Genomic DNA, 16441 nt, shown 5'->3' on the forward strand with positions numbered 1-16441 from the left:
AGCCTGGGCCTTGTTCTGGCCCGGCTCAGTGCCCTGCCGACGCCGGCCCCGCCTTGGCGGTAAAGGGCGGTTTGGCGAACCACACCAGCAGGATCAACCCGGCAAACACCCAGGTCATCAGGGTGAAGTAGTCCACCGTCGACATCATGTACGCCTGCCCGTTGAGTATCTGCTCCAGCTGCGCATAGCTCTGCGGGCTGGCCCCGCCCAGCTGCTCCAGGGTATGCCGCGTGGCCGGGTCGAACTGGCTGATGTGCTCGCTCAGGTAGGCATGGTGCTGGTCCGCCCGGCGAATCCAGATCCAGGTGGTCAGCGACGCCGCGAAACTGCCGCCCAAGGTACGCAGGAAGGTCGCCAGGCCCGAACCGTCGGCGATCTGCTGCGGTGGCAGGTCGGACAGCAGGATGCTCAAGGTCGGCATGAAAAACAGCGCAACGCCAATACCCATGAACAACTGCACCAGCGCCACATGCTGGAAGTCCACCTCGCTGGTGAACCCGGCACGCATGTAGCAGCTGCTGCCGATCGCCAGGAACGCCAGCCCCGCCAGCACGCGCAGGTCGAAGCGGTGCGCGTACTTGCCCACGAACGGCGACATCAGCACCGGCAACAGGCCGATCGGCGCCACCGCCAGGCCAGCCCAGGTAGCGGTATAGCCCATCTGCGTCTGCAGCCACTGCGGCAGGATCAGGTTGATGCCGAAGAACCCGGCATAGCCCCCTACCAGCACGATGGTGCCCACGCGGAAGTTGCGGTGCGCGAACAGGCGCAGGTTGACCACCGGGTGACGGTCGGTCAGTTCCCAGATCACGAACACCGCCAGGAACACCAGCGAGACCAGGCTTCCGGCAATGATGAACGACGATTCGAACCAGTCCAGGTCGTTGCCTTTGTCCAGCACCACCTGCAAGGCGCCAACGCCGATGACCAGCGTCAGCAGGCCGATGTAGTCCATCGGCTGGCGGCTGGTGACCACCGGCCGGGTGCGCATCTGCTGGCGGACCACGGCGGCGGCGAACAGGCCGATGGGCACGTTGATGAAGAAGATCCAAGGCCAGCTGTAGCTGTCGGTTATCCAGCCGCCGAGAATCGGCCCGGCAATCGGCGCCACCACCGTGACCATCGCCAGCAGCGCCAGGGCCATGCCGCGCTTGGCCGGCGGGTAAACGGCGATCAGCAAGGTCTGGGTCATCGGGTACAACGGCCCGGCCACCACACCCTGCAACACGCGAAAACCGACCAGCTCCGGCATCGACTGGGCAATACCGCACAGGAACGAGGCCAGCACGAACAGCAGCGTGGCCCAGATGAACAGCTTCACCTCGCCAAACCGTCGGCTGAGCCAACCGGTGAGCGGCAAGGCGATGGCGTTGCTCACCGCGAACGAGGTGATGACCCAGGTGCCCTGTTCGTAGCTCACCCCCAGGTTGCCGGAAATGGTCGGCAAGGCCACGTTGGCGATGGTGGTGTCGAGCACCTGCATGAACGTCGCCAGCGACAGGCCGATGGTGGTCAGCAGCAGGCTCGGCGGCGTGAACTGGGCAGCAGCGTTGTTGCTCATCGCTGGGCCGTCTTGCCGGTTGCGCTGTTTTCGTGGATCAGCCGGGCGATCAGGTTGTCGGCTTCGACCAGCTGGCGGTCATACACCTGGGTGGTATAGCTGGCCTGCTGCGGTGGCTGCTGGGCCAAGGTCGGGCCGCTCTGGTCGTGCAGGTCGACCTCGACCACGGTGGACAGCCCGATGCGCAGCGGGTGGTCCTTGAGCTGGTCGGGGCTGAGGTGGATGCGTACCGGCACGCGCTGGACGATCTTGATCCAGTTACCGGTGGCATTCTGCGCCGGCAACAGGGCGAAGGCGCTGCCGGTACCAGCGCCAAGGCTGTCGACCGTGCCGCTGTACCTGACCTCGCTGCCGTACAGGTCGGCGCTGATCTGCACCGGCTGGCCGATACGCATGTCGCGCAGCTGGGTTTCCTTGAAGTTGGCATCGATCCACACCTGGTCCAGCGGGATCACCGCCATGGTCGCGGTACCCGGTTGCAGGCGCTGGCCCAGCTGCACGGTACGCTTGGCGACGTAGCCGGTTACCGGTGCCACCAGGGTGGTGCGGGCATGGTCGAGGTAGGCCTGGCGCAGGTCGGCGGCGGCGGCCATCACCTCGGGGTGCGAAGACACCACGGTGTCGTCGACCAGTGCGCTGCTGGTGCTGAGCTGCTGGCGTGCACTGTTGACGGCGGCCTCGGCCACGCTCAGGTCGTCGCGGGCATGGGACAATTCTTCCGCAGCTATCGCGCCGCTGTCGGCCAGTACCTTGCGCCGATTGAAGTCCTGGCGGGCCTTGCGCAGCTCGGCCTGGCGGGTTTCCAGCTGGGCCTTGAGCGCGTCGACGTTGCTGTACAACCCGCGCACCTGGCGCACGCTGCGCGCCAGCCTGGCTTCCGCGGCCTGCAAGGCCACCTGGCTGTCGGCCGGGTCGAATTGCAGCAATACCTGGCCGGCGTGGACCAGGTCGCCGTCATCGGCACCGATGCTGGTGACAGTGCCGGTGACCAGCGGGGTGATCTCTACCACGTTGCCGTTGACGTAGGCATCGTCGGTGCTTTCGTGCCAGCGCCCGACCAGGCTGTACCAGGCCCAGGCACCGACGCCGGCAAGGATCAGCAGCAACACCAGGCCAAGCAGCCAGGCCTTGCGCTTGCGCGACGGTTCGGGCGCGGCGGAGGGAGTCGGGGTGTCTGCGGGAGTGGCCATGGCAATACCTTGGATAATTCGTGACAGGGATCAACGATCGCCGAAGCGGCGGATCGTCAACGGGTCGCCGGCAGCGAGCAGGACCTTGGCCAGCAGGCCTTCCAGGGTCGCGAGCTCTTCGGGTGCCAGCGCGCCGCACAGCTCGTTCATGGCCGCCGCGCCGATTTCCGGCAGGCGATCAGCCAGGCGCTGGCCATCGGCGGTAAGCGCCAGGCGCACCTGGCGACGGTCGTCGGCGCAACGGTTGCGCACGATCAGTTCCTTCTGCTCGAGGCGGTCGAGCATGCGGGTCATCGATCCGCTGTCCAGGCCCAGGTACCGGCACAGCTCGGCCGGGGTGTCCACCTGGTACTGGGTGACGATGATCAGCACCTTGAACTGCGCGGCGGTGACGCCTTCGGATTCGAGGTGCCAGTCGAGAATGCGGTCCTTCAGGATCGCCGCCCGGCCAAGCAGCATGCCAATGGCGCAGGTCTGGAAGTTTTCGGGAGAGAAATGGGCCATCGGAGGCTGCTCGGGTAATTGTGTAGAAATATTACTGCCTAGGCAGTGAATGTCAAAGCTTTGATTAGGTTGCTATGGAAAATTTCATGATTTCTGCCCCTTGCGCAGCCCCCTGTAGGAGCGGCCTTGCGTCAGGCCTGCTACGGTGTTCGCAGGCCCAGTGCCTCCACCGCCCCGCAGGCAATGGCCATGCCCACCAACTCCGCCAGGCTATCGGCCTGCAACCGCTTCATCACCCGCCCCCGGTACAGGTCCACCGTCTTCACACTGACGCCCAACCGCTCGGCAATTTCGCGGTTGCTCAACCCTTGGGCCAACGGCACGAACACGTCGCGCTCGCGTGGGGTCAGGCCGTCGATGCGCGCCTGCACCCGGGCCAGCGCCTGGTCGTCCTGGCGTGCCCGCCCGGCGCTTTCCAACGCGGCCTGCACGCTGTCGAGCAGCAACTGGTCGTTGTAGGGTTTCTCGATGAAGTCGCAGGCGCCGGCCTTGAATGCCCGCACCACGATCGGCACATCGGCATGCCCGCTGACGAAGATCACCGGCAAACCCAGGCCACGCTCGCGCATCGCCTGCTGCACCGCCAACCCGCCCAGCCCCGGCATGCGCACATCCAGCAGCACACAGGCCGGCCCATCGTCGACGCAGGCGTCGAGAAACGCCTGCCCGCCGGCGAACGGCAAGGCCTGCAAACCCACCGACTGCAACAACCACACCGTCGAGTCCCGCATACCCTGGTCGTCATCGACCACATACACTTTCGCTTGCACCGCCATCTCCCCTTACCCCCTGCTGACCGCCAGGCGGCAGCACAGTACCAGTCCGCCATTGTCACCGGCTCGCGCCCACAGGCTGCCGCCAAAGCCCTCGATCAGGCTGCGGCTCATGCTAAGGCCAAGGCCCAGGCCGTCGGCCTTGCTGGTGGTGAACGGCGTGAAGATTTCATCCAGGCGCTCGGGCGCCACGCCCGGGCCCTGGTCGGCCACCTCGACCAGCACGCCATCACCATCGCGCGCAGCGCCCAGCTGGATACGTGACGGCCGCTCGCCATGCTGCTCGCGGTTGGCATCGATGGCGTTGCGCAACAGGTTCAACAGCACCTGCTCCAGCAGTACCCGGTCGGCATACACCAAGGGCAGCTGCGCGCTCATGCGCAGCTCGACCACCACCTGATCACGCGCGGCTTCCCAGGCGCACAGGCGCATGGCTTCGCCGGCCACCTCGGCCACGTCCAGCGCCTGCAGGCGGCGCGGCCCTTTGCGCAGGAAGGCGCGCAGGCGGCGGATCACTTCGGCGGCATGGGTAGCCTGTTCGCTGATGCGCTGCAGGCCCTGCCCTACCCGCTCGCGGGCCTGCGGGTCGCGTTCCAGGCCCTGCAGGTAACGCTGGCTGGCGTTGGCATAGTTGACCACCGCGGCCAACGGCTGGTTGATCTCGTGGGCAATGCCCGAAGCCAGCTCGCCCAAGGTGGCCAGCCGGGCACTGTGCGCCAGGCTTTCCTGGGCCTCGATGCGCAGGGTGATGTCGCGAGACACGCTGACCACCTCCACCACCGCGCCGGTGTAGGTTTCACGGATGGCCCGGCTGGCGATCTCGAACCAGCGGTAGCCACCTGCGGCCTGGCGCACACGGCAGGTCATGGTGTGGTAGCCGTCCTGGTCCAGGGAGGCGGCGGCCTGGCGCAGCACCTGGCGGCGCTCGCGCGGGTGCAGCAGGGTATGTACGGCCATGCCGCGCAGTTGCTCGGGCCACAGGCCAAGCAGGCGGAATGCTGCCGGCGAAGCATCGAGGAAACGGCCATCGGGGCTATGCCGGGAGATCAGGTCGGTGGTGTTCTCGATGATCAGCCGGTACAGGCGCCGGGCGCGGCTGGCCTCGCGTGCGCCATGGCGCTCGTCGCTGGCGTCGCGGCCACGCGCCAGCACCTGCTGGCCCTGGTCGTCAGGGATGAAGCTCCACAGCACGATGCGTTCACCGACCTGCACCTCGACATCGGCGATCGCCCGGCGTTGGCGCAGGCAGGCGCGCACCAGGGCGGCGCAGTTGCCCGGCAGCCAGCTGGCCAGTGCCGGGCCTTCATCGACCCAGGCCTGCAGCGCCGGGTTGAGTGCCAGCGGCCTGGCGTCGCCGGCCAGCATCAGGCTGGGTTGCGGGTCCTTGGCGAGCAAGGGATAGGCAGTGTTGTCCACGGTAGGCGGCTCGTTGTTATAGTAGTTTTACTATATTGCTATAGTCGATATTCCTAATACCATAGCGACTCGCGTAAAACTGCGACAAGGGGAGCGGTCCACCGTCCGCCTCCCTGCACCCTGAACAGAGCTAACAATCAGCCACCGGGGGTCAAGCGCACAGGTTGTGCCTGCCTCCTCTACAGGATTACCGCATGTCGATCTATGCCCAGGGCCTGATGCCCGCTGCCGTCAACCATGTCGCCCTCACCCCGCTGAGTTTCATCGAACGCACCGCTGCCGTATACGGCAACTACCCGGCGGTGATCCACGGTGCCATCCGCCGTAACTGGCAGCAGACCTACCAACGCTGCCGACGCTTGGCCAGCGCCCTGGTGGGCCGGGGTATCGGCCGTGGCGACACTGTGGCGGTGATGTTGCCCAACATTCCGGCCATGCTCGAAGCCCATTTTGGCGTGCCCATGACCGGCGCCGTGCTCAATACCCTGAACGTACGCCTGGACGCCGAGGCCATCGCCTTCATGCTGCAGCATGGCGAGGCCAAGGTGCTGATCACCGACCGCGAGTTCCACACGGTCATCGAGGCTGCCCTGGCCTTGCTCGAGCACCCGCCATTGGTGGTGGATGTGGATGACCCGGAGTACGGCGAAGGCCGTGCGGCCAGCGAACTGGATTATGAAGCGTTCCTCGCCGAAGGCGACCCGGACTTTGCCTGGGAATGGCCCGATGACGAGTGGCAGGCGATCTCGCTCAACTACACCTCCGGCACCACCGGCAACCCCAAGGGCGTGGTCTACCACCACCGTGGCGCTTACCTGAACGCCCTGGGCAACCAGATGGTCTGGGGCATGGGCCATCGCCCGGTGTACCTGTGGACCCTGCCGATGTTCCACTGCAATGGCTGGTGCTACCCATGGACCATCACCGCGCTGGCCGGCACCCATGTGTTCTTGCGCCGGGTCGACCCGCAGAAGATCCTGACCCTGATCCGCGAGCACCGGGTCAGCCACCTGTGCGGTGCGCCGATCGTGCTCAACGCCCTGGTCAACATGCCCGAGGCGGCCAAGGCGGCCATCGAGCACCCGGTGCAGGCCATGGTCGCCGGCGCCGCGCCACCTGCGAAGGTCATCGGCGCAGTGGAAGAGATGGGCATCCAGGTCACCCACACCTACGGCCTGACCGAAGTCTACGGCCCGGTGACCGTGTGTGCCTGGCATGACGAATGGGATGACCTGTCGCTGGAAGAGCGGGCACGGATCAAGTCCCGCCAGGGCGTGCGCTACCCGACCCTCGACGGCCTGATGGTCGCCGACCCGCAAACCCTCGAGCCGGTACCGCGCGACGGCAACACCCTGGGCGAGATCTTCATGCGGGGCAACACGGTGATGAAGGGCTACCTGAAGAACCCCGAGGCTACCGCCGAAGCCTTCCGTGGCGGCTGGTTCCATACCGGTGACCTGGCTGTGTGGCATACCGACGGCTATGTCGAGATCAAGGACCGGCTCAAGGACATCATCATTTCCGGTGGCGAGAACATTTCCACCATCGAGGTCGAAGACGCCCTGTACAAGCACCCGGCGGTGCTGGAGGCCGCGGTGGTGGCACGCCCGGATGAAAAATGGGGGGAAACCCCGTGCGCCTTCGTTGCCCTCAAACCGGGCCGCGAAGACACCCGCGAAGCCGACATCACCAGCTGGTGCCGCGAGCACCTGGCCGGGTTCAAGGTGCCGAAGACCGTGGTGTTCGGCGAACTGCCCAAGACCTCCACCGGCAAGATCCAGAAGTACGTGCTGCGCGACCGGGCCAAAGCCCTCTGAACCCGTAGCGGCCTCGCTCCGCTGTGTAGGAGCAGCCTTGTGCTGCGAAGAGGCCGGTACTGCCATGAGTCTTCTTCAGACACACCGGCCCTTTCGCAGCACAAGGCTGCTCCTACAGGTACAGCGCATGCTTCGAAGATATCATTGACATTCCGAGAGCCCAGATGACCACCTACTCCGCCCCCCTGCGCGACATGCGCTTCGTCCTGCATGACGTGTTCAACGCCCCGGCCCTGTGGGCCCGCCTGCCCGCCCTGGCCGAGCGCATCGACGCCGATACCGCCGATGCCATCCTCGAGGAAGCAGCCAAAGTCACCGGCCAGCTGATTGCCCCGCTCAGCCGCAACGGTGACGAGCAAGGCGTGCGCTTCGCCGCTGGTGAAGTCACTACCCCTGACGGCTTCCGCGAGGCCTGGCACACCTACCGTGAAGGCGGTTGGGTCGGCCTGGGCGGCAATCCTGAACATGGCGGCATGGGCATGCCGAAAATGCTCGGTGTGCTGTTCGAAGAAATGCTCTACGCCGCCGACTGCAGCTTCAGCCTGTATTCGGCATTGAGCGCCGGCAGTTGCCTGGCGATCGATGCCCACGCCAGCGAAACACTCAAGGCCACCTACCTGCCGCCCCTGTACGAAGGCCGCTGGGCTGGCACCATGTGCCTCACCGAACCCCATGCCGGCACTGACCTTGGGCTGATCCGCAGCCGCGCCGAGCCCCAGGCCGACGGCAGCTATCGCATCAGCGGCAGCAAGATCTTCATTACCGGCGGCGAACAGGACCTGACCGAGAACATCGTCCACCTGGTGCTGGCCAAGCTGCCGGATGCGCCCACCGGCGCCAAGGGCATCTCGCTGTTCCTGGTGCCCAAGTACCTGGTCGAGGCCGATGGCCGCCTGGGGGCGCGCAACGCCGCCCATTGCGGCTCGATCGAACACAAGATGGGCATCAAGGCCTCGGCCACCTGTGTGATGAACTTCGATGGCGCCGTCGGCTACCTGATCGGCGAGCCGAACAAGGGCCTGGCGGCGATGTTCACCATGATGAACTACGAGCGCCTGTCCATCGGCATCCAGGGCATCGGTTGTGCCGAGGCGTCCTACCAGAGCGCCGCCCGCTACGCCAACGAGCGCCTGCAAAGCCGCGCCGCCAGCGGCCCGCAGGCACAGGACAAGGTTGCCGACCCGATCATCCACCATGGCGATGTGCGGCGCATGTTGCTGACCATGCGCACCCTCACCGAAGGTGGCCGGGCGTTTGCCGCCTACGTCGGCCAGCAGCTGGACCTGGCACGCTACGCCGAAGACGCCGGCGAGCGCGAACATGCGCAACGCCTGGTGGCGCTGCTGACGCCGGTGGCCAAGGCGTTCTTCACCGACAACGGCCTGGAAAGCTGTGTGCTCGGCCAGCAGGTGTATGGCGGCCATGGCTACATTCGCGAATGGGGCCAGGAGCAGCGGGTGCGCGATGTGCGCATCGCGCAGATCTATGAAGGCACCAACGGCATCCAGGCCCTCGACCTGCTCGGGCGCAAGGTGCTGGCCGACGGTGGCCAGGCGCTGGCCGGCTTTGCCGCCGAGGTGCGGGCCTTCAGCGTTGATGCGCCGCTGCACCGTGAAGCCCTGCAAGCGAGCCTGGCGCGGCTGGAGGCCACCAGCGCCTGGCTGCGGGCGCGGGCCGGCGAGGATGCCAACCTGGTCAGCGCGGTGGCGGTGGAATACCTGCAGCTGTTCGGGCTGACTGCGTACGCCTACATGTGGGCGCGGATGGCGGCGGTGGCGTTGGCCAGGCGTGACGAGGATGTCGCATTTCATGGGGCCAAGCTTGCGTGTGCGGAGTTCTTCTTCCAGCGGGTCTTGCCGCGCGGGTTGGGGCTGGAGGCCAGTATCCGGGCGGGTAGTGGCAGCCTTTATGGGATGACAGCCGAACAATTCTGATCTTCCTGCTCCGGCCTCATCGCCGGCAAGCCAGGCTCCCACAGGGATCGCACAGGCCCAAGACCTTGTGCAGCCCCTGTGGGAGCCTGGCTTGCCGGCGATGGGCTGCAGAGCAGCCCCGGTATTTCTGCCCCTGTACTTGTGCGCGAAGGGTTCTCAAACGCTGAAAAACCATCACCAATCCGACGAAAACCGGCACAACTGATAGTCATTCGCCATTACCTCGGTTCTCGGGAGCCCTCCCACAAGGGTAGAATGCGCAAAACCCGGAGCCGCAATGAACCACGACCGCCTCAATTCCAGCCCAGACGATGCCATCACCGACGCCGCCGCGCACTGGTGCATGCGCCTGCACGCCGAAGATTGCTCGGTGGCCGAGCGCGAGGCGTTCGCCCGCTGGCTGGCGGCCGACCCGCGGCATGCCGAGGAATACCAGGCGATGCTGGAAATCTGGCAAACCGCCGACCTGCTGCCGCGCAATGCCACCGTCATCGACTTCAACCCGCCGCTGCAAAAGGCTGCGCGCCAGCGCAACTGGCGGCCGCTGGCATCCGCCGCCGCGATCGCCCTGGCAGTGCTGCCGCTGGCCGGCTGGGTGGGCTGGGAACAAGGCTGGCTGCCCAATCGCTACCAGCACTTCGAAGCCGGCGCGCACATGCAGACCGTGCAGCTGAGCGACGGCAGCACGGTGCAGCTCAACCTCAACACCGAGCTCACCTACCTCAACTACAAGGACCAGCGCCAGGTCACGCTCAAGCGTGGCGAGGCGTTCTTCAAGGTGCAGCACGACAGCAGCCACCCGTTCATCGTGCATGCCGGTCGTGGCCAGACCCGCGTCACCGGCACCCAGTTCAACGTGTGGAAGTACCAGGACCAGGTCAAGGTCACCCTGGTGGAAGGTTCGGTACTGGTATCCAGCGACGGCAGCACCGGTGGCTACCGCCTGGGCCCTGGTATGCAGGCCAGCTATCACAAGGGCGACTTCGAGCCGCAACTGGAGCAGAGCGAGGACTACGGCAACAGCCTGGCCTGGCGCGACGGCAAGCTGGTGCTCGACAACCTGAGCCTGGAACAGGCCCTGCCGATAATCAACCGCTACCTCGACGCACCGCTGCTGCTGGCCGACGCCAGCACCGGCCGCATCCGCATCAGCGGTATCTACAACACCCGTGAGGTGGGGCGCCTGGTCAACAACCTGCCCAAGGTGCTGCCGGTCTACCTGACCCGCAGCAAGGACGGCAGCACCGTGCTCAACCGCATCTCGCCGCCGCCCGACAAGGGCTGACGCCCTCCCCGTCTTACAGCGTCATCGCCGCCAACCAGCCGAACGCCAGCAGTGGCAGGTTGTAGTGGATGAAGGTAGGCACCACGGTGTCCCAGATGTGGTGGTGCTGGCCATCCACGTTCAACCCCGAGGTCGGGCCCAGGGTCGAGTCCGAGGCAGGCGAGCCCGCGTCGCCCAGGGCACCGGCGGTACCAACGATGCACACGGTGGCCAGCGGGTCGAAGCCCAGCTGCACGCACAGCGGCACGAAGATCGCGGCCAGGATCGGCACGGTGGAGAACGACGAGCCGATGCCCATGGTCACCAGCAGGCCCACCAGCAGCATCAGCAAGGCACCGACGCCCTTGCTGTGGTCGATCCACTGCGCCGAGGTTTCCACCAGGCTGTTCACCTCACCGGTGGCCTTCATCACGTCGGCAAAGCCTGAGGCGGCAATCATGATGAAGCCGATCATGGCCATCATCTTCATGCCTTCGGTGAACAGGTCGTCAGTGTCCTTCCAGCGCACGATGCCCGACAGCGAGAAGATCAGAAAGCCGACCATGGCGCCGATGATCATCGAGTCCAGCCACAACTGGACGATGAACGCCGAGGCAATCGCCAGCCCGGCCACCAGCAGGGTCAGCGGGTTGTACTGCACGCTCACCTGCTCCACCTGCTCGATGCGCGCCAGGTCGTAGTCACGCTTCTTGCGGTAGCTGACGAACACCGCCAGCAACAGGCCAGCCAGCATGCCAGCGGCCGGGATGGCCATGGCGTGGGTGACATTCACGCCACTCACGTCGACACCCGCGCGGGCGACGTTGGCCAGCAGGATTTCGTTGAGGAAGATGTTGCCAAAGCCCACCGGCAGGAACATGTACGGGGTGATCAGGCCAAAGGTGATCACGCAGGCGATCAGCCGACGGTCGATGCGCAGGCGGGTCAGCACGTACAGCAGCGGTGGCACCAGCAAGGGGATGAAGGCGATGTGGATAGGCAGGATGTTCTGCGACGACACTGCCACCACCAGCATCAGGCCCACCAGCAACCATTTGACCTTGCCGCCACTGGCATGGCCCCGGCGGTCGATCATGGCCAGGGCGCGGTCAGCCAGGGCATGGGCCAGGCCGGACTTGGCGATGGCCACGGCAAAGGCGCCCAGCAGTGCATAGGACAGGGCTACCGTGGCCCCGCCGCCGAGGCCGCCGTTGAAGGCCTTGAGCGTACCTTCGATGCCCAGGCCCCCCACCAGCCCACCGGCCAGGGCCCCGACGATCAGGGCGATGACCACGTGCACGCGGGACAGGCTGAGTATCAGCATGATGCCGACCGCGGCGATCACTGCATTCATGGTTGGCTTACCTCATTGCGACAGAAAAAAAGCGCGCACTCTGAAGCAGTGGGCAGCAGATGTCAAAAGCGCCATGTTGCGGCGGATTACACGAGGGCTGAAATTTAAATTGAATGTTTGAATAAAGAAAAAATGGGATGGGCCGATATGGTGGGAAGGCTGGGAGATGCCTGGCTGGAGATTTCTGTCGCCTGTGAGATCGAGCGCCGCCCGCGCGGCGCTTCGCAGCACAAGGCTGCTCCTACATCTGTTTCGGGCCAGTTATTCCTGAGGTGGAGGCGCGCGGCCCCTTGGCGTCCATCTCGATATCGTGTCGGACAAACAAGGCGGTCGCACGCGCTGGCGCAGGCGTTACTGGCCCGAAACAGATGTAGGAGCAGCCTTGTGCTGCGAAGCGCCGCGCGGGCGGCGCTCGATCTCACAGACGACACACATCTCCAGCCAGGCACCTCTCAACCCCGCCCAGCCCCAAAGCCATAACCCTTACTGTCCAAAAAAAGGGATACGCCCCATGCCTTTGCGACAACTTTCCATCCAGTGGAAGATCACCCTGCTCGCCGGTCTCTGCCTGGCCGGCATCGTCACCCTGCTCGTCGGCCTGTCGCTGTATCGCATGGACCACAGCTCGGACCTGGTCAAGGCCAGCAGCATGCAGATGCTGACCGAGTCGGCCCAGTCGCGCATCGAGTCGCAGGGCGAGGTGCAGGCGCTGAACATCCGCCGCCAGTTCATGGACGCCTACCAGTACGGCGCCGGTTTCGCCCGCCAGGTGCTGTTCCTGCGCGAGCAGGCGGAAAAGCGCTTTCTCGATGCCTTCGACCTGCGCGAGGACATGACCCGCCAGGTGCGCGCCGCCCTGCAGGCCAACCCTGAGCTGCTCGGCCTGTCGCTGGTATTCGAGCCCAACGCCCTGGACAACAAGGACAGCCTGTTCGCCGGCAAGGCAGAACTGGGCAGCAACGAAACCGGACGCTTCGCCCTGTACTGGTCGCAGCCGCGTGTCGGCCAGCTGACGGCCATGGCCCTGCCCGAACATGACATGGCCAACACCGAGATCGGCCCCAGCGGCCAGCCAGCCAATACCTGGTGGGTGTGCCCGCGCACATCCGGCAAGGTGTGCGTGGTGGAGCCCTACTTCTACGACATCGATGGCCAGCAGGTGCTGATGACCAGCATCGTCTTCCCGCTGGCAGTCGACGGCAAGGTGATCGCCACCCTGTCCATCGACATCAACCTCAACAGCCTGCAGGCCCTGAGCCAGGAGGCCAGCCGCAGCCTGTACGAAGGCCGCACCACGGTCGGCATCCTCAGCCCGGTCGGCCTGCTGGCCGGCTACAGCGCCGATGCCAGCAAGCTGGCCCAGCGCTTCGACCAGGTCGACACCGCCAAGGGTGCTGAACTGGTGCGCAAGCTGGCCGACGGCAAGATGACCATCGTGCACGACCAGCAGCGCCTTAAGGTGCTGGCCGCCTTCCAGCCGATTCCGGATGCCCAGCCTTGGGGCGTGCTGCTGGATGTGCCGGAAAACGCCCTGACCGGGCCGGCCGAAACGCTGAAACAGGAACTGGACGCGCTGAACACCAGCGGCACCCTGCTGGAACTTGGCCTGGGCCTGGCGGCGGCGATTGCCGGCCTGCTGATGGTGTGGCTGATGGCCCGCGGCGTTACCCGGCCGATCCTCGGCGTGGCAAGCATGCTCAAGGACATTGCCAGCGGCGAAGGTGACCTGACCCGCCGCCTGACCTACCAGAAGCAGGACGAACTGGGCGAACTGGCCGGCTGGTTCAACCGCTTCCTCGACAAGCTGCAGCCGACCATTGCCGAGGTCAAACGCTCGGTGCAGGCCGCCCGTGGCACCGCCGACCAGTCTTCGGCAATTGCCACCCAGACCAGCGCCGGCATGGAGCAGCAGTACCGCCAGGTCGACCAGGTGGCCACTGCCTCGCACGAGATGAGTGCCACTGCCCAGGACGTCGCCCGCAGCGCCGCCCAGGCCGCGCAGGCCGCCCGCGATGCCGACCAGGCCACCCGCGAAGGCCTGGCGGTGATCGACCGCACCACCCACAGCATCGATGCCCTGGCCGCCGACATGAGCAACGCCATGAGCGAAGTGGAGGGCCTGGCGCAGAACAGCGAGAAGATCGGTTCGGTGCTGGAGGTGATCCGCTCGATCGCCGAACAGACCAACTTGCTGGCGCTCAACGCCGCCATCGAGGCGGCCCGCGCCGGTGAAGCCGGCCGTGGCTTTGCCGTGGTCGCGGACGAGGTACGCAACCTGGCCCAGCGTACCCAGGAATCGGTGGAAGAAACGCGCCAGGTGATCGAGGCCTTGCAGAACGGCACTCGCGAGGTGGTGGGGGCCATGGACAACAGCCACCGCCAGGCCCAGAGCGGCGTGCAGCAGGTTGGCCAGGCAGTCACCGCGCTGCAGCGCATCGGCCAGGCAGTGACGGTGATCACCGACATGAACCTGCAGATCGCCTCGGCCGCCGAGGAGCAAAGCGCAGTGGCCGAGGAAATCAACAGCAACGTGGCAACCATCCGTGATGTCACCGAATCGCTGTCGGGGCAGGCCAACGAGTCGGCGCGGGTAAGCCAGTCGCTGAACAGCCTGGCCAACCAGCAACAGGCGCTGATGGACCAGTTCCGCGTCTGAGTCACTTGCAGGCCGCTGCCAATCGCGTGCAGCGGCCTTCCTGCCGGGCCTGGAGCCGGTCGTCTACACTTGCGGCAACTCAGTAGCGCCACTCCAAGAGGCCCCATGAAAAAGATTCCGACGTTGCTGGCCGGCCTGCTGCTCGCCGTCGGCCTGGCCAGCACCGACAGCGCCGCCTCCGCAGAACGCACCACGCCCATCCGCTTTGGCGCCATCGGCTGGGAAAGCGGTGCCCTCACCACCGAGATCCTGCGGCTGATCGTGGAGCGTGGCTACGGCTACACCACCGACACCCTGCCCGGCAGCACCGTCAGCATGGAAGTGGCCCTGGCGCGCAACGACCTGCAGGTAATCGCCGAGGAATGGGCCGGGCGCAGCCCTGCCTGGGTCAAGGCAGAACAGGCCGGCCAGGTGTTTGCCTTGGGCGACACGGTCAAGAATGCCGAAGAAGGCTGGTGGGTGCCGGCCTACGTGATCGAAGGCGATGCCGCACGCAAGCTGAAACCCGTGGCGCCGCAATTGCGCAGCGTCGAGGACCTGAAACGTTACCCGCAGGTGTTTCGCGACCCCGAGTCACCCGGTAAAGGGCGCTTTCTGAATAGCCCCAGCGGCTGGACATCCGAAACCGTCAACAGCCAGAAACTCAAGGCCTACGGGCTGAATGATCTCTATACCAACTTCCGCAGTGGCTCCGGGGCTGCAATGGATGCCGAAATCGGCTCGGCCATCCGCCGTGGCCAACCGGTGCTGTTCTACTACTGGAACCCGACCCCTTTGATGGGGCGTTACAAGCTCATACGCCTGCAAGAGCCGCCGTTCGATGCCCAGGCCTGGGCCACCCTCACCGATGCCGGCAACCCCGAGCCCAAGGGCAGCAGCTCGCTGCCGGCCAAATTGTCGATTGGCGTGTCCAAGGCCTTTCGCGAGGGCTACCCGGAACTGGTGAGCATGTTCGAGCGGGTCGACCTGCCCATCGACCGACTGAACAAGGCGCTGGCCGACATGAGCGAAAAGCGAACGCCGCCCCGCGACGCTGCCCTCACCTTCCTGCGCGATAACCGCGAGGTGTGGAAAGCCTGGTTGCCTGCGGACATTGCCACCAAGGTCGAGGCCAGCCTGTGAGCGGCGGCTTCCCCGAGGCCCTGCAATTCTCCTTTGCCGACAGCGTCAACCGCCTGGTCGACTGGCTGGTACTGCATTACGGCGATCACCTGCGCAGCGTCTCGGACCAGTTGCTGCAACTGCTGGTCGGCCTGGAAACCCTGCTGCGCCTGCTGCCGTGGTGGCTGCTGCTGTTGCTGATCGGCCTGCTGGCCTGGCATGCCAGCCGCAGCGTGCTGCGCAGCGCGGTACTGGTGGCGCTGCTGGCCCTGATCGGCATGCTCGGGTTGTGGGACAAACTGCTGCAGACCATGGCGTTGGTGCTGGTCAGTACCGGCCTCTGCGTGCTGGTGGGCGTGCCGCTGGGCATCCTGCTGGCTGCCCGGCCACTGGCGAAGCGCTTGCTGTTGCCGGTACTGGATGTGATGCAGACCTTGCCGGCCTTCGTTTACCTGATCCCGGTGCTGATGCTGTTCGGCCTGGGCAAGGTGCCCGCCGTGTTCGCCACACTGATCTATGCCCTGCCACCGCTGGTGCGGCTGACCGAACTGGGCCTGAGCCAGATCGACCCTTCGCTGCTGCAAGCCGCCCATGGCCTGGGGGCCAGCCGCTGGCAGCGGTTGCGGCGCATCGCCCTGCCGCTGGCGCTGCCGAGCATCATGGCCGGGCTCAACCAGTCGGTGATGATGGCCCTGTCGATGGTGGTGGTGGCTTCGATGATTGGTGCCCGCGGGCTGGGCGAGGACGTGCTGTCGGGGATCCAGACGCTGAATGTCGGCCAAGGCGTCGAGGCCGGGCTGGCGATCGTCGCCCTGGCCATGGTGATCGACCGGATCAGCCAGGCCTATGGGCGTGGTGGGCGCTGAGAAAT

11 protein-coding genes and 2 pseudogenes are annotated in these 16441 nt (G+C 65.7%); 7 read left to right on the forward strand and 6 right to left on the reverse strand.

The genetic code is table 11. The annotated features are described in order from the left end of the window. Window positions 1-25 precede the first annotated feature (25 nt). From M1D87_RS15580 to M1D87_RS15600, 5 genes are all read right to left on the reverse strand, one after another. Complete coding sequence (locus M1D87_RS15580; RefSeq protein WP_023663084.1) at window positions 26-1561, reverse strand: DHA2 family efflux MFS transporter permease subunit; 1536 nt, start codon at window positions 1559-1561, stop codon at window positions 26-28. Further along, entirely contained in the window at window positions 1558-2751 is a 1194-nt protein-coding gene (locus M1D87_RS15585) for an HlyD family secretion protein (protein ID WP_039614211.1), read from the reverse strand. Before M1D87_RS15585 ends, M1D87_RS15580 begins: the two co-directional genes overlap by 4 nt. 30 nt (window positions 2752-2781) lie before the next feature. Beyond that, entirely contained in the window at window positions 2782-3255 is a 474-nt protein-coding gene (locus M1D87_RS15590; protein WP_003260288.1) for a MarR family winged helix-turn-helix transcriptional regulator, read from the reverse strand. Between the two features lie 140 nt (window positions 3256-3395). Further along, window positions 3396-4031 carry a response regulator transcription factor gene (locus tag M1D87_RS15595; RefSeq protein ID WP_061305020.1) on the reverse strand — a complete coding sequence of 212 codons (636 nt, stop codon included), beginning with the start codon at window positions 4029-4031 and terminating at the stop codon, window positions 3396-3398. Between the two features lie 6 nt (window positions 4032-4037). Then, a complete protein-coding gene (locus M1D87_RS15600; RefSeq protein WP_123085017.1) occupies window positions 4038-5444 on the reverse strand; it encodes a sensor histidine kinase in 1407 nt (468 codons plus the stop codon). 194 nt (window positions 5445-5638) lie between these two features. Between M1D87_RS15600 and M1D87_RS15605 the strand changes: the two genes are divergently transcribed. The 3 genes from M1D87_RS15605 (at window position 5639) to M1D87_RS15615 (ending at window position 10480) form a co-directional block, all read left to right on the forward strand. Continuing rightward, window positions 5639-7261 carry an acyl-CoA synthetase gene (locus tag M1D87_RS15605; protein WP_123085016.1) on the forward strand — a complete coding sequence of 541 codons (1623 nt, stop codon included), beginning with the start codon at window positions 5639-5641 and terminating at the stop codon, window positions 7259-7261. Between the two features lie 164 nt (window positions 7262-7425). Further along, complete coding sequence (locus M1D87_RS15610) at window positions 7426-9195, forward strand: acyl-CoA dehydrogenase C-terminal domain-containing protein (RefSeq protein WP_123085015.1); 1770 nt, start codon at window positions 7426-7428, stop codon at window positions 9193-9195. A gap of 277 nt (window positions 9196-9472) precedes the next feature. Beyond that, entirely contained in the window at window positions 9473-10480 is a 1008-nt protein-coding gene (locus M1D87_RS15615) for a FecR family protein (protein ID WP_024087268.1), read from the forward strand. 13 nt (window positions 10481-10493) lie between these two features. Here M1D87_RS15615 and M1D87_RS15620 read toward each other — a convergent pair whose 3' ends face one another. Next, window positions 10494-11813, reverse strand: coding sequence for a Na+/H+ antiporter family protein (locus M1D87_RS15620; protein ID WP_421091571.1), 1320 nt, complete (start codon window positions 11811-11813; stop codon window positions 10494-10496). An 832-nt stretch (window positions 11814-12645) separates the two neighbouring features. Between M1D87_RS15620 and M1D87_RS15625 the strand changes: the two are divergent. The 4 genes and pseudogenes from M1D87_RS15625 to M1D87_RS15640 form a co-directional block, all read left to right on the forward strand. Then, a pseudogene (locus M1D87_RS15625) lies at window positions 12646-13563 on the forward strand (methyl-accepting chemotaxis protein); the annotation flags it as partial. A 393-nt stretch (window positions 13564-13956) separates the two neighbouring features. Continuing rightward, window positions 13957-14469 (forward strand): annotated as a pseudogene (locus M1D87_RS15630) (methyl-accepting chemotaxis protein); the annotation flags it as partial. 105 nt (window positions 14470-14574) lie between these two features. Further along, window positions 14575-15591, forward strand: coding sequence for an ABC transporter substrate-binding protein (locus tag M1D87_RS15635; RefSeq protein WP_061551607.1), 1017 nt, complete (start codon window positions 14575-14577; stop codon window positions 15589-15591). Further along, the gene (locus M1D87_RS15640; protein ID WP_013972953.1) at window positions 15588-16436 is read left to right on the forward strand and encodes an ABC transporter permease; all 849 of its coding nucleotides are present in this window, start codon (window positions 15588-15590) and stop codon (window positions 16434-16436) included. The genes M1D87_RS15635 and M1D87_RS15640 overlap by 4 nt, the downstream gene beginning before the upstream one ends. The last annotated feature ends 5 nt before the right edge of the window (window positions 16437-16441 follow it).

This window comes from Pseudomonas sp. SA233 (genome assembly GCF_054792385.1).

What these genes read in the sequence shown, in the direction of transcription:
- M1D87_RS15580 (WP_023663084.1), bottom strand. Translation starts at nt 1,561, where the DNA reads ATGAGCAACAACGCTGCTGCCCAGTTCACGCCGCCGAGCCTGCTGCTG.
- M1D87_RS15585 (WP_039614211.1), bottom strand. Translation starts at nt 2,751, where the DNA reads ATGGCCACTCCCGCAGACACCCCGACTCCCTCCGCCGCGCCCGAACCG.
- M1D87_RS15590 (WP_003260288.1), bottom strand. Translation starts at nt 3,255, where the DNA reads ATGGCCCATTTCTCTCCCGAAAACTTCCAGACCTGCGCCATTGGCATG.
- M1D87_RS15595 (WP_061305020.1), bottom strand. Translation starts at nt 4,031, where the DNA reads ATGGCGGTGCAAGCGAAAGTGTATGTGGTCGATGACGACCAGGGTATG.
- M1D87_RS15605 (WP_123085016.1), top strand. Translation starts at nt 5,639, where the DNA reads ATGTCGATCTATGCCCAGGGCCTGATGCCCGCTGCCGTCAACCATGTC.
- M1D87_RS15610 (WP_123085015.1), top strand. Translation starts at nt 7,426, where the DNA reads ATGACCACCTACTCCGCCCCCCTGCGCGACATGCGCTTCGTCCTGCAT.
- M1D87_RS15615 (WP_024087268.1), top strand. Translation starts at nt 9,473, where the DNA reads ATGAACCACGACCGCCTCAATTCCAGCCCAGACGATGCCATCACCGAC.
- M1D87_RS15620 (WP_421091571.1), bottom strand. Translation starts at nt 11,813, where the DNA reads ATGAATGCAGTGATCGCCGCGGTCGGCATCATGCTGATACTCAGCCTG.
- M1D87_RS15635 (WP_061551607.1), top strand. Translation starts at nt 14,575, where the DNA reads ATGAAAAAGATTCCGACGTTGCTGGCCGGCCTGCTGCTCGCCGTCGGC.